At 35.5% G+C, this 19198-nt stretch carries 22 protein-coding genes and 2 pseudogenes; 14 read left to right on the top strand and 10 right to left on the bottom strand.

The annotated features are described in order from the left end of the window. Positions 1-635 precede the first annotated feature (635 nt). Positions 636-1097, top strand: a complete 462-nt coding sequence (locus WQ54_RS28735) for a GreA/GreB family elongation factor (protein ID WP_046589831.1) — start codon at positions 636-638, stop codon at positions 1095-1097. Between the two features lie 564 nt (positions 1098-1661). Here WQ54_RS28735 and WQ54_RS34060 read toward each other — a convergent pair. Next, on the bottom strand, positions 1662-1802 hold the full coding sequence (locus WQ54_RS34060; protein WP_156178224.1) for a hypothetical protein: 141 nt from the start codon (positions 1800-1802) through the stop codon (positions 1662-1664). Between the two features lie 293 nt (positions 1803-2095). Between WQ54_RS34060 and WQ54_RS34055 the strand changes: the two genes are divergently transcribed. After that, complete coding sequence (locus WQ54_RS34055; protein ID WP_156178222.1) at positions 2096-2248, top strand: hypothetical protein; 153 nt, start codon at positions 2096-2098, stop codon at positions 2246-2248. Positions 2249-2263: 15 nt separating this feature from the next. Continuing rightward, positions 2264-2587, top strand: a pseudogene (locus tag WQ54_RS32275) (DUF3231 family protein); the annotation flags it as partial. Positions 2588-3071: 484 nt separating this feature from the next. Here WQ54_RS32275 and WQ54_RS28720 read toward each other — a convergent pair. Genes WQ54_RS28720 through WQ54_RS28705 form a run of 4 tightly spaced genes read right to left on the bottom strand, consistent with a single transcriptional unit; the run spans position 3072 to position 5142 of the window. Next, positions 3072-3839: an STAS domain-containing protein gene (locus tag WQ54_RS28720; RefSeq protein WP_046589828.1), complete on the bottom strand. Its 768-nt coding sequence runs from the start codon at positions 3837-3839 to the stop codon at positions 3072-3074. Next, positions 3826-4473, bottom strand: coding sequence for a B12-binding domain-containing protein (locus WQ54_RS28715; protein ID WP_046589826.1), 648 nt, complete (start codon positions 4471-4473; stop codon positions 3826-3828). Before WQ54_RS28715 ends, WQ54_RS28720 begins: the two co-directional genes overlap by 14 nt. A 1-nt stretch (position 4474) precedes the next feature. Further along, entirely contained in the window at positions 4475-4840 is a 366-nt protein-coding gene (locus tag WQ54_RS28710) for a hypothetical protein (protein WP_046589823.1), read from the bottom strand. Then, positions 4837-5142, bottom strand: coding sequence for an antibiotic biosynthesis monooxygenase (locus WQ54_RS28705; RefSeq protein ID WP_046589821.1), 306 nt, complete (start codon positions 5140-5142; stop codon positions 4837-4839). Before WQ54_RS28705 ends, WQ54_RS28710 begins: the two co-directional genes overlap by 4 nt. A gap of 689 nt (positions 5143-5831) precedes the next feature. Here WQ54_RS28705 and WQ54_RS28700 point away from each other — a divergent pair. Beyond that, entirely contained in the window at positions 5832-6152 is a 321-nt protein-coding gene (locus WQ54_RS28700; protein WP_046589820.1) for an HIT domain-containing protein, read from the top strand. Between the two features lie 221 nt (positions 6153-6373). Beyond that, a complete protein-coding gene (locus WQ54_RS32270) occupies positions 6374-6991 on the top strand; it encodes a hypothetical protein (RefSeq protein WP_052738030.1) in 618 nt (205 codons plus the stop codon). A 146-nt stretch (positions 6992-7137) separates the two neighbouring features. Here WQ54_RS32270 and WQ54_RS28690 read toward each other — a convergent pair whose 3' ends face one another. After that, positions 7138-8589 (bottom strand): PLP-dependent aminotransferase family protein, encoded by a 1452-nt coding sequence (locus WQ54_RS28690; protein WP_046589818.1) that lies wholly within the window; start codon positions 8587-8589, stop codon positions 7138-7140. Between the two features lie 134 nt (positions 8590-8723). Between WQ54_RS28690 and WQ54_RS28685 the strand changes: the two genes are divergently transcribed. Next, a complete protein-coding gene (locus WQ54_RS28685; protein ID WP_046589816.1) occupies positions 8724-9341 on the top strand; it encodes a LysE/ArgO family amino acid transporter in 618 nt (205 codons plus the stop codon). Between the two features lie 165 nt (positions 9342-9506). Continuing rightward, a complete protein-coding gene (locus WQ54_RS28680) occupies positions 9507-9950 on the top strand; it encodes an NlpC/P60 family protein (protein WP_046589813.1) in 444 nt (147 codons plus the stop codon). Positions 9951-10228: 278 nt separating this feature from the next. Here WQ54_RS28680 and WQ54_RS28675 read toward each other — a convergent pair whose 3' ends face one another. Beyond that, entirely contained in the window at positions 10229-10849 is a 621-nt protein-coding gene (locus WQ54_RS28675) for an NAD(P)-dependent oxidoreductase (RefSeq protein WP_046589811.1), read from the bottom strand. A 292-nt stretch (positions 10850-11141) separates the two neighbouring features. Here WQ54_RS28675 and WQ54_RS34050 point away from each other — a divergent pair, with 292 nt between their 5' ends. The 3 genes from WQ54_RS34050 to WQ54_RS35760 all read left to right on the top strand — a co-directional run bounded on the left by WQ54_RS34050 (position 11142) and on the right by WQ54_RS35760 (position 12218). Then, positions 11142-11303 (top strand): hypothetical protein, encoded by a 162-nt coding sequence (locus WQ54_RS34050; protein ID WP_156178220.1) that lies wholly within the window; start codon positions 11142-11144, stop codon positions 11301-11303. Positions 11304-11380: 77 nt separating this feature from the next. Beyond that, the gene (locus WQ54_RS35765) at positions 11381-11692 is read left to right on the top strand and encodes a metallophosphoesterase family protein (protein ID WP_156178234.1); all 312 of its coding nucleotides are present in this window, start codon (positions 11381-11383) and stop codon (positions 11690-11692) included. 19 nt (positions 11693-11711) lie between these two features. After that, the gene (locus WQ54_RS35760; protein WP_084822372.1) at positions 11712-12218 is read left to right on the top strand and encodes a HEAT repeat domain-containing protein; all 507 of its coding nucleotides are present in this window, start codon (positions 11712-11714) and stop codon (positions 12216-12218) included. Between the two features lie 173 nt (positions 12219-12391). Here WQ54_RS35760 and WQ54_RS28665 read toward each other — a convergent pair whose 3' ends face one another. Further along, positions 12392-12691: a hypothetical protein gene (locus WQ54_RS28665; protein WP_052738029.1), complete on the bottom strand. Its 300-nt coding sequence runs from the start codon at positions 12689-12691 to the stop codon at positions 12392-12394. A 376-nt stretch (positions 12692-13067) separates the two neighbouring features. Between WQ54_RS28665 and WQ54_RS28660 the strand changes: the two genes are divergently transcribed. Continuing rightward, on the top strand, positions 13068-13424 hold the full coding sequence (locus WQ54_RS28660) for a hypothetical protein (protein ID WP_052738028.1): 357 nt from the start codon (positions 13068-13070) through the stop codon (positions 13422-13424). A gap of 266 nt (positions 13425-13690) precedes the next feature. Here WQ54_RS28660 and WQ54_RS28655 read toward each other — a convergent pair whose 3' ends face one another. After that, the gene (locus WQ54_RS28655; RefSeq protein WP_046589809.1) at positions 13691-14314 is read right to left on the bottom strand and encodes a hypothetical protein; all 624 of its coding nucleotides are present in this window, start codon (positions 14312-14314) and stop codon (positions 13691-13693) included. 322 nt (positions 14315-14636) lie between these two features. On the opposite strand from WQ54_RS28655, the pseudogene WQ54_RS28650 reads away from it, so the two are divergent. The 3 genes and pseudogenes from WQ54_RS28650 to WQ54_RS28640 all read left to right on the top strand — a co-directional run bounded on the left by WQ54_RS28650 (position 14637) and on the right by WQ54_RS28640 (position 18826). Continuing rightward, positions 14637-15912: pseudogene (locus WQ54_RS28650) on the top strand (IS110 family transposase). 474 nt (positions 15913-16386) lie between these two features. Next, on the top strand, positions 16387-16782 hold the full coding sequence (locus WQ54_RS28645; RefSeq protein WP_046589808.1) for a DUF4362 domain-containing protein: 396 nt from the start codon (positions 16387-16389) through the stop codon (positions 16780-16782). 1366 nt (positions 16783-18148) lie between these two features. Continuing rightward, positions 18149-18826, top strand: coding sequence for a reverse transcriptase domain-containing protein (locus WQ54_RS28640; RefSeq protein WP_046512795.1), 678 nt, complete (start codon positions 18149-18151; stop codon positions 18824-18826). A gap of 89 nt (positions 18827-18915) precedes the next feature. Here the strand turns inward: WQ54_RS28640 and WQ54_RS33125 are convergent. Then, positions 18916-19198, bottom strand: a 283-nt coding sequence (locus tag WQ54_RS33125) for a transposase (protein WP_197089541.1), incomplete at its 5' end; no start/stop codon positions are given.

Here is a 19198-nt window from a genome sequence, read left to right as displayed (position 1 = left end):
TATTATTGGGATTAAAAAAATTAACGCTGCAAGGGATCGAATTAATATAACTAGAAATGTATAACGCTCTAGAAAATGCTCGAATATTTCCATTTTATCAACTCATACAAAATATTTGGGATACTATACAGTCTTTCCATTAGAAAAGTAAAAATACCTATGAATCATTTTGTTCATTCAAACAAAACCATAAAAATATATCTTGTAATTTTCTTATTGAATCAAGATAAAAATCAATTATGTAAAAAGTACAATATAAAATGAGCTTGGTGCATTTCCCTAATTTTTAAACAGACATAAAAAACACCATTTAAAAGTGGACAAACAAACCATTTCATCTCGTAGCACTGGTATTTATCGTAAGAGAATATGAAAAGATTAGATTCATAATAACCATTTCGAGAATTTATTGTATTTATATGATTTTTGAGTATATATATGGTACTATTAATTCTAATATCTTCCATTCGATAAGGAGCTTAGTTTTACCTTATTATACAGAAATACAGATAACGCCGAAATACGTATCTGTTTTTTTGTAGGGAAGGTTTATTTTTTATTTGAGGAGGAGTTTGTAATGAAAAAGTTAATGAAATTCTGCAAAAGGTTTAATCCAAGCTTGGGGGTTATATACTATGAACCATAAAGCAAATCATAGCAAGGACTACTTTATTCAACAGGTAAAATATATTGATGAAAATATTATGGAGTTAACTGACCTTTATGTATCATCAACCCCTATACAAGAACGATTAAAACACTATTTTAATTTATACGTATTAGAAGTTGAGAACTTATTACAAATAAATCAAAAAAATGATTTTATTCCATCCTTTCCGAAAGTATATATCGGGACAAAAGTCAAAGTATTGTACGATGAAGAAAACGAAACTGAAGAATATGTAATTTGTTTCCCTGAACAGTCAAGTCCAGATTGTGGCTTTATTTCCTTTTTATCTCCGGTAGGCAGACAACTTCTTTTAAAGAATATCGGAGAAAAAATATCATTAAAAATACCAACTGGGAACCTTTTAGTAACAATAAAAGACATTTCGTTTGTTGGACACTTTTTTGATGTTGAAAGAAAAAAAGCATGATTAGTAATATTGTGATGTTCCCTTCCTAATGGAAGGGGTTTTCTTCTATTAAGTGGAAATTTTGTAACTATATAACTTTAATCCTTTTTGCAATAAAGTTTTGGCTTTGTCCCTCACTAAGAGATATAATAGTTACTCTCACATCAGCTTCCAATTTTCCTGTCCATCTCATTAATTCTTTATGTGTAGGGCTTTTGCCATGTATTGAAGTATTAAAGTAAATTCGGAAATATTTCCTTTTAAGAACACAATTCATAAAGATCACGTTCCTTTAAGAAATATTACGAGAGCTAATCTACGTATTTTCAAGTGTAATTTGCTTACAAGCACATGGCCCTCACATATAAAGGTGAGGGCTATTTATTCTCATCATAATTGCTTATTTCCTTTAAATGATGTAAGGGTAAAAAAATGAAATATCTCTAAAAAAGATACTCTTAATACGTCGAAAATACTGTAAAAACCATTATTTGAACTTGCGGGAAAAGGGATTTTATTCCAATGATTCGATGTAAGCTGACCCCCATTTGGAAAATATATCACCGTTTGGGGGCTAAGTCTGATCTATTTTCGTTTAGACTCCTGGATCGATACATTTTTGGGCCGTTTTGGATATAATGCTTTTCCTGAATCGTCAGGTCCAGTAAGGTCATTTCGTTGATCTAAAACCTTCCCAGTATACTCAATTGGGTTTTGATTTGTCATGTTTACCACCTCCATTAATAGGATTGGTAAAAATTAAGCTCCAATGACAGGTAATATTTCCATGGAGGATAAAACTTAATATTCTTTTGTCGACGGGTGATAGAATTACAGATCAAGGCTGTCACTTTGTCGGTCTCTTTTTTGTTGTAATACTGGTGAGAATAGTTAAAGAAAATGGACTGTTTCGAAACCTCTTTAATCCTTACCATTATAAAGTTAAAGGTAAGATTTGTTGGAATTAATTTATTTTCAGTGGAAATCATAAATATAAATGAGGGAAAAGGAGAATAGTTATGCCCACGGATAAAGAATTAAATCCAAGGAATGTGATGAAACCACTAAATATAAATCTAAAAATATCATATGAGACCCAACCTTTTACGTCTTTTGAAATTGGTAAACTTTGGGCTGCCAATATAGGAAACAGCATGGCCATTCAAATTTAAAGTAATTTTCTTCAAAATTGCGAGGATGAAGATATTAGGATGCTATTGGTAAATGGTTTAGCCTTAGCAGAGGAATTCACGCAGAGGATAGAGGGATTTTTCAAAAAGGAGAATATCCACATCCCAATTGGATTTACAAAAGATGATGTAAATCCTGGTGCCCCTCATTTACACTATCCCATTGCTAGAGGATATGAAAAATATGTAGAAAAACCGAATAAAATGGAAATGAAAACTATGTTAGGAATTCTATTAAACGGGAAAAACATAAATGACAGAAAATTCAAATTCGTTATTTTAACTAATAAGTGTACCTTGCATTTTTTTGATAAACATTAAACGATTGGAGGACTTTAAAATGAGAATTTATAAACCTGAATGGCTTTCACTTAGCAAGGAAATAAAGTTGAAACTTATTCGTTTAGCAGTTTTGGAAAACGGGAGATCCTTTAAACAGTTAAATAGCTCAGAGGAATAGGAGGCCTTTAAATTTTTAATAAGAAGAGGTAATTTTCAATGGAATACAGGGATTTAATGAATCAGAAAGGCTATATCTATATCACCCTTAACAGATTAATAGAACAAGAAACAAATCCTCTAAGAATATTTATTGATAGATGTAAATTAAGCCAACAAAGTGAAGCTTTTGAATTAGGAGAAAATATCATAAGTGAGTCATACCACTTAGAAGTAGATGAAAATTTGCCAATAGTACAATTAGACTTTGATTCGTATGTATATTATATGGAACTTTCTTTCAATAAACAAAGAAAGACCCACTCAAGGATATTTCTTTGTTCGACAATTTTTCGGATGTTGCCTGTCACCTTATTAGATATTTGCTTAATACTTGTTTCAGGGATTGGTCTGTCTGCACCCATTCATCAAGCTTATACTTATTTAGCATTTTTGCCAGGTTTGGCTTGATGCCGATTAATTTTATGACGCTGCCAGTCATAAAGTTTAAGGTTTTCATCAGCTGAGTGAACTTTTCAATGCCTCTTGCTTCAATTTTTCCAACAGCAGTAAGATCAAAGAGAATTTCTTCGTATTCGACCGTAAACACTGCTTTCAGGCAGCTTTCAGAGATGATGTTCATTTTTTCTTCTGTGATATCACCGAATATGGGAATCAAGCACATCGTTTCAGACAGTGGGATAAACGGGCCGGATAATTCATTCAAGCGAATGAGGACTTGCTCGAGCTCTTCTTTTTTCTCTAAAAGCTCAAAATCGGTGGAAGCAAGGCGTTTCTGCATCTCCATTAATTTTTGGAGCAATCCTTCATTAGAGCTGTCTTTTGGCAGAAAAATCATATTGGCATGATCATTGCTGTCCCATAGAATATGAACTTCGAATAAAGCTATCGGTTCATTTTTCGTTTTCATATTCAGTTCCAGCCTCACGGAATCAAATTCAGGTACCCAACTGTATTGAAGCAGTTTTATGACAGATTCTTCATCGAGAATCCCTTTTAAATTCCCCTCGCTCAGTTCAAAATTCTCACGTGCAAGAGTCGAATAGCTCAATATTTCTCCATTCCTGTCAGCTTTTAAAAACGCAAGCGGAAGCGGATGATCAAAATATTGCATTTTGCTGACCTCCCGCCACATAGTTTTTTAGCCATTCCTTTGTTTCTGACAAGTCTCGAAGTATGACTGTATTCTGCGAACAATATGGAAGCAGGTCATACTTGACTGCTAGGCGTCCGCCAAGAAGAACGGCTGGCTTGTGCGGCAGTTTGGAAAATTCTTCGGTATATTCCTTCAGCTTTAGTAAATGGTAGACAATGCTGACTGACAATCCAATTACATTTGGCATCCAAACTTTTGCCGTATTCAGAGCATATTCTAAAGGCAGGCTCGGGCCAAAATATTTTGTTTCCCAGCCATGTTCTTCAAAAATACTGTTGACCATTTTCAAGCCAATATAATGCTGTTCTCCGTCGAGACATAGGAACATCGCTTTTTGTGCTGATTGCCTTTTCTCACGGCCATAAGCAAGTCTTGAAAGCACAAAATCACACGTAGCTGTTGCCAAATGTTCATCTGCCACAGTGATTTGATTTCTCTCCCATAAAAGACCGATATGCTGCATGGCAGGTGTAATCAGATTTTGATAGACTTGCAGACGTGATAGTTCCGGATGATTTTTTTGAATGAACCCCCAAACTTTGGAAGTATTGCCTTCAAGCAATAAGGAAGCCAATGTTTCAGCATGCTGCATCCTATACTTCTCCATTCACTGGTTCGCCTTTCAAAACAGCAATGGCGTCTGCCAGGTAAACGTTGAACCTTTCTTCCTGTTCTGCAATGCCTTTATCTTTTGCCAGCACAATCCGAATGATATCAAAGTTGTCAATAAGATGCTGAGTTTTCATACCGTGCTTGGTTAAAATTCCATCAAGCCAGACAGCATAATCAATGAAAAAAGAAGATTGGTTTAACTCGTAAGCTGTCTGGAGATGTTTCATATGATGATAGTTATCTTCGAGGCATTTTTCTTTTCCTTTTACGCCAAAACGCTCAAGGAGGGAAGGATTGCGTTCATAAATTTCTTCGGTTACTTTAATTACGATCTCTTCAAAATTCACTTAGCCACCACCCTATATTGCGACACTTTCGGAACGACCGCAGCTAACTCCTGATCCGGGTATTTCTTCTCTAAATCATGAATTCTCTTAAAATCTTTGCTACGTACCCAATTCAAATAGTTCTCATTGGTATCAAAAATGAGTTGAACTGTCAGTTCGCCGGCGCGCTTATCATTCTGCAGAAGCAGAAAATCGATAAAACCCTCCGCCTGGTCGATAGACCGCGAACGGTTTTTATATAGGCTAATGACTTCCTCCGATTTTTCATCGGGAACATCAAATGTTGAAAAAACTATGTACATGAACTCTCCTCCTTTTTTGGAGTATTCTGCTTTATTAAGTATAACATACTGTTTGGATCATCTCTTGGACGGCGCAAGCTGATAGATCTACTGAGGGGCACCTTCAAGATTTTGACAATTTACTATGTTAAGGATACAAAGGCTATTATATCATGTGAAATATGAGGTTTGTATTAATAAGGTCTATTCTATTGAAATTGAGCCCTATATTACATTATAACAAGGCTTTCACTGTCTCATAAAACTTGTAACAAAATGTTTAGTGTTATAAATTGCATTTACTGATTCCATCCCAATCGGTGTTTGCTGTTTATCTCTGCCTTTAGTCTCGAATCGTATGATGTCAACAGGTTTAGTCAAGATAGTCAAGGCACCTCAAAAGATTTAATAACAATTTCTCGTATACAAGAAAGCCAAACTGTATTTATCGGTGGAACTGCCATTCATTAAGTACTACTCAAATATTTACCTACTTAAATTTCCTTTACTGTAGTTACAAACTCTATAGAAATCGCAAATCACTAACGGGATAATGAAAATATTAGTACCTATGTAATTGGAGGAGAAATGAATAGTTTTGGCAATATCGAGTTCAACAAGGATTAATTTGAGCTTCGTAGGAGGTTTCTTTATATTAGTATAGAATATATACGTATTATCTCATTGAAACTAATGCAATGGAGGAAATCATGGAGCCAAATTGTGTATTTTGCAACATTATCAACAGGAAAATTCCAGCAAAAGTTGAATATGAGGACGACCAGGTTATAGTATTTCACGACATTCGTCCTACAGCTCCCGTTCATTTGCTTGCTGTCCCCAAAAAACATATCCCAACCTTGATAGATGTAGAAGAAGCAGACCTACTTATTATCTCTCATATACATAAGATTGCCCAACGCATGTACCATCAGTTAAATCTTGAGGGAATGAGTATGAATAATAACTGCGGGGAAAAAGGTGGGCAGGATGTGTTTCATGTCCATTACCATATCAAGGGATGGAAATAAGGATATACGTGAGAGTTATTCAAAAATAATTTATTGTGCTAAAATATGCTTTGCTTCAATAAGGAGCAAGGCATTTTTTCTTTTTCGACTAACGTAAGCAGGTTTGTGGAAGGTAGTGGGTGTCGCCTTTTTTGGTTGGACAAACGAGGTACATTAGTAAACGAAAGCAATATCTAATGAGTTAATGGAGTGATCTTTCTACCTTAAATGAGGTGTACGCTATGTCTAATTATGATATCAAAGCAGTTGTACAAGAGCCATATTATAAATGTCCTGAATGGCTTGAAACAGTTGAATATAAAGAATACATTATTCTCTCGAAAAAAATTTCTAACCATGATGTAGATTTATTTCTGGTTGAGTTATTTGGCTACAACGACATTGATGTGGATAGAGAACCAAAGCAAGTATTTAAAGATCTACTTAATGAAGAGAGTATTGTAGTCGCGGGAGGTGTCCTGTTTGTTGAGAACCATGACAAAATGATATTCCCCAGTTGTTGCTCCGGTTTAGAAGGATGGCGAGAGAACCTTAACGGGGTTATCGAGGGGAAAAGCCCTTGTATGGGGCACGATCCCTCTCCTACTTTAGAATTTCATGGTGATAAGGTTCGTATCTGGTCTGATGACTATAAGGGGAAACAAAACCTTCCCAATAGTGATATTTTTTACATTGAGTTTGACCGACATGATTTAATAAGCAAGTTGAGAAATATTGAAACTGATTTGAAAGAATTCGCCTGTTCACCTCTTTACAATCGTGTGAATCTGTTTGATAAAACACTTGCTGAACAGATGATTGAAAAATTCTCTGCTTGGTTTGATCTAACGAATAATTAGACAGTGACCAAATAAACTTCGGCCATTTCACTCCATGATGGATCAATTCTTCAACAAACGTGGGTTTTAGCTTAACAACGGAGGTAGCTGCGGCACCTCCATTTCTTATTGAACAATCGGGGCAGGGTTAGTTTAACAAGAAGCCCTTATTTGGCTATTGTTTTTACAATTTTTGATAAGCGTTTTATACCATCATGTATATTGGGAAGAGAAGCAAATGAATAGGAAATTCGCAGATATTGTTCAGCTTGATTATCATAAACATTTCCTGGATTCAGTAATATTCCTTCTGCAAGTGCCATTTCAAATAATTTTCTCATAGAGATTGACGGCAACAAACGCAGCCAAATATAAAATCCTCCAGTTGGCTTATTCCAAACTGCAATATCAGAAAAATACTTGTTCAAAGTATCTAAAGTAAAATCCCTTCGAGTTTTCAGTTGTTCTCTTACTTCATTTATATGTTTATAGTAAAGTCCACTGGAAAACCATTCTACTGCTGCCCACTGTGATAAAGAACTAGAACCATAATCGGTTTGCATTTTAATATCTGCTAAGTGCTCAACTACTGGTTCTGGACCAACAATCCATCCAATACGAAGACCAGGACTTAAAGATTTAGATAAACTTCCCAAATAAAGAACCAGTCCATGTTTGTCAAAAGCCTTAATTGGGTTTGGCGGACTTTCATCGAACCATAATTCTCGGTATACATCATCTTCAATTAAAGGCAGTTGTTCTTGTTGACAAGTATCCAGCAATTGTTTACGTCTTTCCAAAGTCATTAAGGTACCAGTTGGATTATGAAATGAAGGAATGGTATAGAGTAAAGCAGCTTTTTGTTGTTTTTTATATTGTTGAATAAGATTGGCTTGAATTCCTTCTTTATCCAAAGGGATACCCACTAAACGCATACCTGCTGACTGGAAGACATTTAAAGAATGAAGATATGATGGCTTTTCTGTTAATACGGTAGAACCCCTATTTAATAAACCAACACTAATAAGCTGTAGGGCTTGTAATGCACCTGATACGATTAAAATGGAAGAAGGAGATGCAGAAATCCCAATTGTCCTTAAATAGTTGGCAATTGATTCTCTTAAGGACAGCAACCCCTTTGGTTCTTCATAGCCATAAGAAATTTCGCTATTCGACATTTGATGAATAATTTTTTTCATCGATGTGCTCGGAATAAGATTTGGCGATAATTCTCCAGTTCCCAAACGAATTATGTTAGGAATAAATTCAGCTTGATTTATTTCTTGAATCGTTGGCAAGTTGGGCTTGTGAGATCCTACCTTTACATATGAATTCCAATCAGGAGGAGGGGTTGTTGCTAGCAAGTTCCATGTATTGTTTACCACTCTGGTTCCACTTCCGCTTTTTCCCTCAATAAGTCCTTCAGCTATTAATTCATCATATGCAGTTACAACTGTACTTCTATTTACTCCAAAAACTTTTGCTAATGTACGTTGGGGAGGGAGCTTATATCCTATCGTCCACTCTCCATTGGATATTTTTTCTTTAATCCTATCGGCTATTTGTTTATGTAATGGAACTGGTGATGACTTATTTGGTTTCCAATCGGTTTTAAACATCAAAATCGTTCTCCTTTTGTTATTATTATATTACTTGGTTGGTTTCGATTCCATCCAATTGGTCGGAGACAAAAATAAAATTTCAAAATAAAATAAGACTCGTTGAATTATATACAAGAAAGGGCGTACTTAGGATGTTAGAACCATTATTTCATGGATTTATTCTTGCACTAGGGCTGATTCTTCCTCTTGGTGTCCAAAATGTTTTTGTTTTTAATCAAGGGGTATATCAGCCACGTTTTGTTAATACATTACCAGCTACTATAACAGCTTCTTTGTGTGATACCCTCTTAATCCTGATATCTGTTTTGGGTGTTTCATTTGTTATTTTAGGTTCATTCTGGATAAAAATGTTTTTGGTTGGGGCAGGTTGCATTTTTTTAATCTATATGGGATGGACCACATGGAATAGTAAACCAAGTAATGAAAGAGGAGTAAGTGCGAATAAATTTTCTTTAAAGAAACAAGTATTGTTTGCAGCATCTGTTTCCTTACTAAACCCTCATGCCATCATGGATACTGTAGGTGTAATTGGAACTAGTTCATTAAGATACCAAGGGGAAGATAAAGTAATCTTTGCATTTGCTTGTATTTTGGTTTCATGGGTTTGGTTTTTTGGGCTTTCACTGATTGGTCGAATAAGTGGAGAGCGTGATAAATCTGGTAACTTTTTATTGATTTTAAATAAAATATCAGCCCTAGTTATGTGGGGGGCAGCAGTCTATCTATTGTTTACTTTATTTAGTAAATAGCACAAGTTAATTGGGATAGAGGTAAGATTGTGAAGAGATGTACTTAAGTTAACGGGGTCAAGAGTTAAAGAAGCAATGCTCAAAGTGTTTTATTTCCTTTGCAGGGAGTAAAGCTCTTTTTGTTGAATATATTTGCTTAAAGAGAAGAATAAGAGGAGACAATAAATGGATAAAAATTATGATGAATATATTAACAATGCAATTGAGTGGGCTAAATGTCATTTGAATTCTAAAGAATATTGTTATATTTGTTTGGCTTTTGTAGAGGATGCATTAGAAAGAAGTAATAACATTGAAATCTTTGGTGGGGATACTGCAAAAGAATCTGCGGATTTATATGAAGCAAATAAGCATACAGGTATGCCTCCAAAAGGAACCTTTGTTTTTTATGATTGCTTAGGAGTAATTAATGGTGAGCGTAAAAATTGGGGGCATGTAGGCTTATCTATTGGTAATGGTGAGGTTATTCATGCTTGGGATAAGGTAAGGATTAATAATTACCTTGATGTAGAAAAGTTAACTACTGCTCCAGGTTGGGAAAAACCAAAGATTATTGGATGGGTATCTCTTGAACGTATTATGGTTGGGTTTCAAAGTAAAATTTATTAATGTTAAAAAAGAATGTGAAAAAATGTACGGGTGCGATTCTGCAATAAGAAGGATTGCGTTTTGCCTATTCAATTAGCGGATGCAATTTAATAAAAAAAAGAGATGTTAATTTTACAACATCTCCTTTACTTATAATTCCTTATGATTTTTAAACTCTATTTCATATTTTAGATATTCCAGAAAGGGTGCTTTAGTTGAAGAGCGGCGATTGTTGCCGCACCTCCATTTTCTTTTCAAAAAACGGGTTAATCAAATATGAAAGTAGTATAAGAATATTATTAGTAGGCGATACCTACACGTGATTTTATATAATCGCTTGCTTTTATCTGTCTAAATGTAAATTCTGCTGTATCATGTACGGATATTTCAGCTCCACCCTCCGGCAAAAAATTTCGGTCTATTCGATATTTGCCTACCCTTTCTCCATTCGGCAAGTACGTAGGACAGACAATCGTCCATTCGAGGGTTGATTGTTTGAGCATATCGTAAACTTTATGATGTTCTTTCGCTGCACGGGTTGACTTCTGCTTTGATTCACTTGATTGATAACGCAGAGAATTTGGCGTGGTTCTACTTTGCAGAATACCCGCAGTTCCTATAGTTATTATTCTTTTTATACCTTCGTTTTCCATTGCTTCGATAATAAGTGGCATACTTTCTGATAGAGTGGTTGTGCCATCAGTATTTAGTGCACTAATAACTACATCAATCCCATGCATTGCACGTACGATATCATCTTTATTTAAAACATTCCCTTGAATAATAGTTAAATTTTCATTATTTATTTGAATCTTCTCTGGAGTGCGAACTAATACAGTAACATGATGTCTGTCATGAAGGGAATAAGTAACTATTTGACTTCCAACTCGTCCAGTTGCACCTAAAATTAAAATATTCATAAGAATAAAGCTCCTTTTACAAATACTAATATTTTACTATAAAAGTATTTTAATGTCTTGTTCAATAAAGGGAGCAATAGTTTTAGATAAGAGCTGTCATTGTGGTAGCTTTTTCTATGCAACACGGTGCAAGATAGTTCAAGAAGGAGTCTTGATGGAAAAAGGAGAATATATAGCGTAATTTTATTATTAGGGAGAAATGAAACTATGCAAATGGCAATAATTACAGATATTCACGGCAATAGACAGTAGAAAAGAGGTCGAGCAAATATATTGCTTAGGGGATATGATTGTGATAGGTCCTGATTCAAACGAAGTACTGCATATGCTGTTCTCCAGAGATGATATAACAATGATAAATGGGAATCACGACGAAGCAATCATATCTTTAGCAAAAGGTGAGGAGTATCCACAAAGTCATTCTCACGCAAGAAAGCATCCCAATGGATTTTAGATAGAATGGATAAATCCTTCATTCCCGAGTTAGAACAATTACCACGAATAATTAAACAAAATATATAAGGTCATTCAATTTTATTTATCCACTACCAATTTGAAACCGATAAAATAAAAAAACATATTAGTAATGATCCCTTTAGCCCGATAGTAGAACCAAGTGTTGAAAATTTAGAAACTTTATTCAAACAGAATAATGAAGATTTGATTTGCTTTGGTTATCATCATCCAATTCATTATTTTAGAGGTAATAAAGCCATACACTTGAATCCTGGTTCCCTTGGATGTAACCATAAATCGGCTGCCCGTTATGCAATTGTAACTGTTTCGAAAGAAATGATTGAAATTTTCTACACTCCTTGGAAAAATTGGACAAGGAGAAATTGAGATTGAAGATTGATCTCAAATCATTCAATTCATTAACGATAAGCGTACAGCAGTCAGACACTCTGCAATTGAGGCATTAAGGGCATGTAAAAGTTCTGTTGCAGAGGAAGCACTCATTAAAATTATAACGGAGTCAACAGATGTATATGACCTAACCTATGCAAATGCTCTATTATCTAAGATTGGTACAAATAAAGCTATTCCTCATCTTATAAATTTACTTGAACATCACAAAGGAGACGTTAAATGTTCAGCTTTATGGGCATTAAATGAAATAGGGGATGATTCTTTACTTCCGACTTTTTTAGAGGCTTTACAAGACCGTTCTGTTGCAGTTAAAGGCTATGCTTTGTTAGGTATCAATAGACATGGAAATGAAACTGCCATTAAACCTGTTATCGAACGTATAAAGAATATGTTAAAAAGAAAAAGGAATGTCGAAAGTGATGACCTAATATTAGCACTTGGTTTCTTATTCGTTTTGAAGAAGACAATGAGGAAATTAATGAGTTATTTGATTGGATAAAATCTAAAAAGTGGGATTTCCTTTTTGACATAGAAAAGGAATGGATAATTAATAATATTACCTGTATAAATGAAGCATTTTAAACTATGAGGTGCTTTAGTGAAAAAAAAAACTGTCTTTTTGACGGTCTTTTTTGGTGAGATAAACACAAGTACATTTTTGTAAAGTGCCTGCTACTTATTTATAGAGTTATTATTGCTCTCATCATGATTTTTGGAAGCTGTTTTGTCATCGACTTCAGCCCCCTCTACAATCTGGTTACCAATAGCACCGCCTGAAACACCGCCTATTACAGTACCAATTAGTCCAAATTGAGCACCTATCATAGCACCCGCAACGGCTCCATTAAGAGTTCCTGCTGCTGCTGCTTCACCAAAGTCACTCGCACCTTGATTAGCATTACTACCAGCTTGATTGTTGCCGCTTTCTTCTACATTTCCACCAAAGTTATTGCGTTCGTTACTCTTATTCATCTATTCACTTCCTTGTTTATTAATGGGGAATATGCTAATGATGAAAGTACACCATCCTAAACATATACTACCCAGCTGAAGTAGTTTTACTCACTATATGTTGGTTCAAGATATGGTTGTTTTAACGGGTGCTTTACTTAAATAAGAAGTACCGTATTTATTACTTTATAGATGAAAGTTAGGAATGATCAGTCGCATTTCATAAAGGGAGATGCGACTTTTTCAACGGTTATATACAAAATTCTGTAGAGTTAAATGTTTGGAAGAAACCCCCTGTATTCAAAATTAATCAAAAGGATTTATAATTTTCGTAAATAACTAGAGATTAACCTTGAAATAATGTTTAAGGGGAAACAAAGGAAAGAGGAAATGGATCATGTTTGTTAATATGTTTTGGACAATTTATTTAGGAATTCTTGGTGCTGTTGCTATTGGATATCTGATTAAAGGAAAATATAAGACTTTCCCAGCAAAATTAGATTTTGTAATCTCGATTATTACCTGGATTGGACTTTTTGGTTACGTAACAAATGTCCAAATTATGAACACTTTTTTATGGCAGATCGTGTTTTTTGGAGCTTTATTTTGGGACATAATTTACAGCTTCTTCCTAGCTGATTACGGGGAGGAGTTCAAGGATGTATCACCTCCAGTCAAATACATGATTATTGCTGTAGTATTCGTACTTTTGCTCGGTCCATTGTATTTTGGTTTATATAAGTACGCATTCTAAAGAGCTACCAGTAAGTATTTTTACAAACACAAAATATCGGTGAACTATTATAAAGTGTATACTTGAATATTGAAGCATCGCTTTTTCCTTATTTAAATAACGGACAGCATTCCTGTAATGAAGATAGTGTAGAATCTTTGCTACCAGGTGTAAGCAGTATATAATAGGTTCATTTTAAATAAAAAATAAAAGGTCGGTAAAAAGAACCGACCTTTTATGTACGGGTTGCGGGTTTAGGCTTATGGATTAATAAGAAAATTTTATGTTTATTTAATTATTGTAAAAGAAGTTCCTGTAAAAACACTCGCACCAGAGTGATCTAATTCTTCAGTTCCAGCATTGCCTATTTTTCCAGAAACTGTAACATTGCTGTAATCTTTAATGGTGGCCTTGGATAATTGAAGATATTGATTAAAATCAATCTCTATATTTCTGTCCACGTATTTATGAGTTGAGTAATTTCTAGGATTGAATGCCCAAGTAAGATCGACAGACTCATCACCAGCAGGTGTTTCAATAGTGTAATAAGCATCGTTTTCCTCATCATATACATCTTCTACTTTAGTTAAAGCGACCGTTTTATTTACTTTTACCGTTCCTTTTGTAGTGTTGAATACCACATCGGATGATGGAACAACAGCACTACCAAAATAATATACATTAGCGTCAAAATTGTACTTTTCTAAATACAAAATATATTGACCTTTATTCTCTGGATCAGCAGTAAGAGTTGTATAGGTTTCAATTGATCCTTGAATTCCGTTAAACATTGCACTTTCAAAAGAACTTTTTGATACTGGGGAATTGCTTTGGTTACCTTGTGCCATTGCTGGCAGAGCCATTGTCAGAATGAATACAACAGTCAATATCATTACTCTTAATCGTTTCAAATAAACACACCCCTAAATAATGGAATCCTAAACCACACACATCAATTGTACTTTATTGAGAACAAAAAGTATTTAAGAAAATTTCGACATTTTTTAAAAATATACAAAATTGAATTGTAATATGCTCTGTCTAAAATCTCTTAAGTTTGTAAAAGAATGTACTTAAGCTAACAATAAGTGGAGACGCATTTTTATTGAAGTAACGGTGAAGTTTAGCATTCCTGTAGATCGTTAAATAACGGGTTTGAAAAAAATAGGACCCCTCAGTAAGATACGAGTATAGAGACCAATCTAACTCATATTCTTAAGGAGGAGTCTTACTATGAATTTTAAAATGCAAGACAAACAAAATCAACTAATTGAAAGAATTTCCGATACACATCTTATTGTTGGTGTAGATATTGCTCAACAATTACACGTTGCACGAGCTGTTAATTTTCGTGGAATTGTAGTTGGAGATCCACTAATATTTGAAAATAATGAAGATGGATTCGTTAAACTAATAAACTGGATTCAAAAGTTACAAAAACTAAAAAACTTAGATTCGATAATAGTGGGTATGGAACCTACAGGCCATTACTGGATTAACCTATCAAAATGGTTAGATAAGCAGAACATCGAGGTAGTAACTGTTAATCCCCACCTGGTAAAAAAGAATAAAGAGAATCGTGATAATACCCAATCTAAGAGTGATAAGAAAGATGCACTCGTTATCGCAGATATGGTGAAAAACGGCTACTATTCCTTTGTTCGTCCGTCATCAGAATCCTTTGATAAACTTAGAGTTTTAATGTCTAATCGTGATGTGATTGTTAAACGTCTTGTAAGCTCTACTAATCAGATCAATAGATGGGTAGATATTGTCTTTCCAGAACTCAGACTAGCATTTAAGGATATTACGTGTAAAGGAGCGATTGCAACTCTTCGATTGTTTCCGATACCTAATGAAATAACTACACTGCAACCCCTAGATGTCATGCGGGGATGGAAGTCATTAATGAAAAGACAACCTGGATCTAAAAAGGCTAATTTATTGATCCAACTAGCAAAATCCTCTATTGGTACCAGACAGGCACTTGATGCTTATAAATTTCATCTAGAACAATTATTAGAGGAATATGACCTCGCGGTAATACAACTCGAAAGAGTTGAACAACAAGTTAAAGAAGTTCTCAATAAAAATACCGTTCGCAAAGAAATTGCTTATGATTAAAGGGATTAGTGAAATTTCATTAGCTGGTATTTTAGGTGAGGCAGGGAACTTAAGTGGATTCTCTCATGGAAACTCTCTGTTACGTCATGCAGGATTACATCTAGCTGAAGCAAGCTCGGGAAAATGGAAAGGGCAAATAGTTATTTCTAAACGTGGAAGGTCCAGGCTACGACGTTTCCTCTATCTAGCAACAATGAGTCTTGTGAGGAATAACCCTGAGTTTAAAGCCTTCCATACTAATAATGTGAAGGTCAAGAAGATGAAGAAAATGAAGTCTATTATGAAGTTGGTAGGTAAATTAGTTAGAATTTTTGTAGGAATAGCACGACGAAATGAGGCCTACTGTCCAAATAAAGTAAAAGAAATTGTTCCTCTAGCAGTATAGTAGAGAAACACTGATTCTGTAAAAAACAAAAAAAGTTAACTTTTATTTTGAATGTTGTCTTATTCGTAGGATTTCAAATATGTACGGAGTACCAGGTTTCTTCAACAAAAGGGCATTGTGACCCATCAGTTTAGCATAACTGGCCTCCACCCCTTGGACAGGCATGACGAAGGAATGACAGGGCAATTGACCCGTTGAGACATGGGAGGGAAAGCCTCCAGGGGCGACGTGGGGATGTGCATTATATGGTAAAATATGGAGTGATAGCTGTCTCCTTTATTTAACTATGCCTTCACGAAGCCAAAATGATCTGAACTCATTCCGTTTACCCGAAATTTCAATTACAAGGGTTTTGAAATCCTGCGAATAAGTGAGCATTCGAGAGATATTTGTATCAAACTGAGGGAGTTGAAGAAGCTTTTTGGAACTTTTTTAACTAATAATCGTCTAAATAATAGGGGGAGGACGAATAAAATGCGGCCTATTTTTATTGGTATAACACTTCTTCTTCTTTTAGTTATTACAGGATGTCAATCAAATAATATTGAAGAAGTCGTAAACGAACACAATGATATTCAAAATTTAGAGGGTTTAAATAGATTTGTTGAAAATGTAAACAATCAAAATGAAGCTGAAATAAACTATGTTCAGTACGGGGTAGAGGGACAACGTGGAGTAAGGACATTAACGTTTAATGGAGAACTAATTAATGTTTCTCATAGTGTCGATGGAAAATTTATTGAGGAATATGAGTGCAAAGATATAATAGTTGAAACTGAAGAAGAGGTTAAAAAATATATACTTAGCCAATGTACGGGAAATTTTAATGGCGATTTCGAGTTATTATCAGTTCCCAATAAAGATAACTAATTCCACTAACGGGTGCGAGTGCGGCCGAGCTTAGGTCGTATCATATAGCGGGTGGGATTCCCGTCGAGTAAGAACTAGCCATTCACTCGTAGCGAGTCTTGGAGGGCTAAAGGTAACTTCAGTCTTTAAGCGTAGACAGTTAGATGGAGCAGCCGTCAAGGCTGAGAATCTCATGGAGTGAAAGTCTCCTGTCATCAATTGGCCGAATTCGGATGACTAGCATATCCAATGCGTGGGGAGGTAACAAACTACGTTCTGCTTGGAAGTAAAAGTCACGGCGGCCTATTCTACACTGAGAGAATAAGGTCGGAACAGTCTGTGTGGCGAGCAAACCTAGAGGCCAGAAGGAATTAACGAATACTGCAGTCCCGAAATCTACGCCCCTCCAAGAAACTGTTTCGAGGGATGATTTGCTTAGCGTCGACCTTTATCTAACGGGGGAAGACCGATGCCTTACGGGAAGAAACGGTCAAAAGCACCGTAAGGGCAGCCGGGGCACGGGTTCTAGCATCTAGGGAAAGATTCTCAGAGATAACGACGGGAAGGTCCTACTTCAAATTTGAATGGTACAAACCAATAAAGACCTATCATATAAGAGGCTAATAGAAATTGGTAGGAAGATTTAGGACTGGCGCATGAGGTCGTAGTAGCAACGAGAGAAGGGTAATGCCTTCTTAAGTGTAAGGAAATTACACTTCTATTAAGGTAACACCTATGATGGAGCGAAGGACCTCTGGGCACTTGGAATGTTTAAGCATAATAGACTCTGAGCTATTAAGTATGTTTAAACTAGCTTACAAGTAAACTTACAAATGATGGGGGAATATGTGTACCGACATTTAATCCTGCGGTTGTATGGGAAGACCTGTAGGTGATTAACCAAGGTCAGAACCGGACTCGGGAAATCCGACCGTCCGGGATCGTAGGGGGGCTACAGGAAACGTGATTTTATCATATGCGCGCGCCTGTTTTCTACCCGACGGCGGGCCGAAAGCCAAATGGCTGAAGGGATTGAGCTCCATAAACGTTAGTAAACCGAGAGGGCTGATGCCTTACCTGCGTGCAGAAAGCAACATTTTATCCTTCGTCAAAGGCTAGAAGGATGAAACCTCTCTGGAGTCAGAGACCTTGGGACGTTACACATTGATATGATACGGCAACTCGGGAGACCCTACCGGTCTTTTCTACTTTATAGAAGAGTATGGTCTACAAGCGATAATAAGCAAGGAAACCAAATGCCGATGTAGGGAGTCGGATAGCAGCGTAGTACCAATGAAGTTGGGTAATGCCGATGGAGGAAAGGCTAGCTACCAGTTATCACCCTTACTAGGGACACATTTACTACACACAGAGGTAGGGATAATAAATGGAAACAAAACTACTAAGGATAGCAGAATTAGCAAAATCTGATACTAAATTGAAATTCACATCACTTGCACACTTATTAAATGAGCAAACGCTAACACAGTGTCATCATGAACTACCTAATAAAAAGGCGACTGGTGTTAATGGAACGACTAAAGAACAATACAGCGAAAACATGGAAGAAAACATAAAGGATTTAGTAAGTAGGCTTAAAAGCAAAAGTTATCGACCTGTTCCAGTAAGAAGAATGTATATCCCAAAACTCAATTCAAACAAGAAAAGACCTTTGGGGATACCGGAACATGAAGATAAAATTGTTCAAAAAGGCATTACAAAGATACTAAATACCATCTATGAAAATGACTTTCTTGATTGCTCCTTTGGATTCCGTCCAAATCGTAATTGCCACGATGCTTTGAAAATACTGAATTATTACATTGAAAAGAAGTCAGTAAATTATATAGTAGATGTAGATATCAAAGGATTCTTCGACAACGTTGACCACACATGGATGATGGAGTTCTTAAAACTACGAATCTCTGACCCTAACCTACTAAGAATAATTGGTAGGTTTCTTAAAGGTGGATATATGGAGAAAGGTAAGAAATACAAAACAGACAACGGCACACCGCAAGGGAGACCTCCGAAAAAGGCACGTTTAAATGTGTTCTTTAGGTGATTTTTACATTTTCCGGGTGTTTATAAGGGATATTCTATGTTAAAAGGGGTAAATTCAAGAGATAAATGAGGGTTTTCTCCTTTTTATTCCTATGATTCTTGTAAAAGGGCAGACTTCTCCCGTTGTCGTTTTTGAGTAATTAATTTACTCATACGTTTTACATTACAAGCTATTGTTGATAGAAGAGAGTGAATGGATGTTCTTTCTAACCCTCTGTAACGGCTGCGACGTAAACTATGATTTCTTACTTTATCTGCATGTCGACGCTCAATTAACCATCTATTTTTACTCGCCTTTTTATAATCATTTGTTTGATAGTGCTCACGTCCTCGTGCTAAATCAAAGTAATAGTTACTAATATACACGTGTCTT

This window comes from Bacillus sp. SA1-12 (genome assembly GCF_000981385.1).
Classification (GTDB): Bacteria; Bacillota; Bacilli; order Bacillales; family Bacillaceae; genus Metabacillus.
The sequence above is the reverse complement of the archived record's forward strand: the minus strand, read 5'-3'. Positions and strand labels throughout refer to the sequence as shown.

Excerpts from the sequence above, each read along its gene's own strand:
- WQ54_RS32270 (WP_052738030.1), top strand. The coding sequence starts at position 6,374 with ATGTCTAATTATGATATCAAAGCAGTTGTACAAGAGCCATATTATAAA.
- WQ54_RS34055 (WP_156178222.1), top strand. The coding sequence starts at position 2,096 with ATGCCCACGGATAAAGAATTAAATCCAAGGAATGTGATGAAACCACTA.
- WQ54_RS28715 (WP_046589826.1), bottom strand. The coding sequence starts at position 4,473 with ATGCAGCATGCTGAAACATTGGCTTCCTTATTGCTTGAAGGCAATACT.
- WQ54_RS28680 (WP_046589813.1), top strand. The coding sequence starts at position 9,507 with ATGGATAAAAATTATGATGAATATATTAACAATGCAATTGAGTGGGCT.
- WQ54_RS28660 (WP_052738028.1), top strand. The coding sequence starts at position 13,068 with ATGTTTGTTAATATGTTTTGGACAATTTATTTAGGAATTCTTGGTGCT.
- WQ54_RS28675 (WP_046589811.1), bottom strand. The coding sequence starts at position 10,849 with ATGAATATTTTAATTTTAGGTGCAACTGGACGAGTTGGAAGTCAAATA.
- WQ54_RS28735 (WP_046589831.1), top strand. The coding sequence starts at position 636 with ATGAACCATAAAGCAAATCATAGCAAGGACTACTTTATTCAACAGGTA.
- WQ54_RS28705 (WP_046589821.1), bottom strand. The coding sequence starts at position 5,142 with ATGTACATAGTTTTTTCAACATTTGATGTTCCCGATGAAAAATCGGAG.
- WQ54_RS28685 (WP_046589816.1), top strand. The coding sequence starts at position 8,724 with ATGTTAGAACCATTATTTCATGGATTTATTCTTGCACTAGGGCTGATT.
- WQ54_RS28700 (WP_046589820.1), top strand. The coding sequence starts at position 5,832 with ATGGAGCCAAATTGTGTATTTTGCAACATTATCAACAGGAAAATTCCA.
- WQ54_RS28665 (WP_052738029.1), bottom strand. The coding sequence starts at position 12,691 with ATGAATAAGAGTAACGAACGCAATAACTTTGGTGGAAATGTAGAAGAA.
- WQ54_RS28690 (WP_046589818.1), bottom strand. The coding sequence starts at position 8,589 with ATGTTTAAAACCGATTGGAAACCAAATAAGTCATCACCAGTTCCATTA.
- WQ54_RS28645 (WP_046589808.1), top strand. The coding sequence starts at position 16,387 with ATGCGGCCTATTTTTATTGGTATAACACTTCTTCTTCTTTTAGTTATT.
- WQ54_RS34060 (WP_156178224.1), bottom strand. The coding sequence starts at position 1,802 with ATGACAAATCAAAACCCAATTGAGTATACTGGGAAGGTTTTAGATCAA.
- WQ54_RS28720 (WP_046589828.1), bottom strand. The coding sequence starts at position 3,839 with ATGCAATATTTTGATCATCCGCTTCCGCTTGCGTTTTTAAAAGCTGAC.
- WQ54_RS28640 (WP_046512795.1), top strand. The coding sequence starts at position 18,149 with ATGGAAACAAAACTACTAAGGATAGCAGAATTAGCAAAATCTGATACT.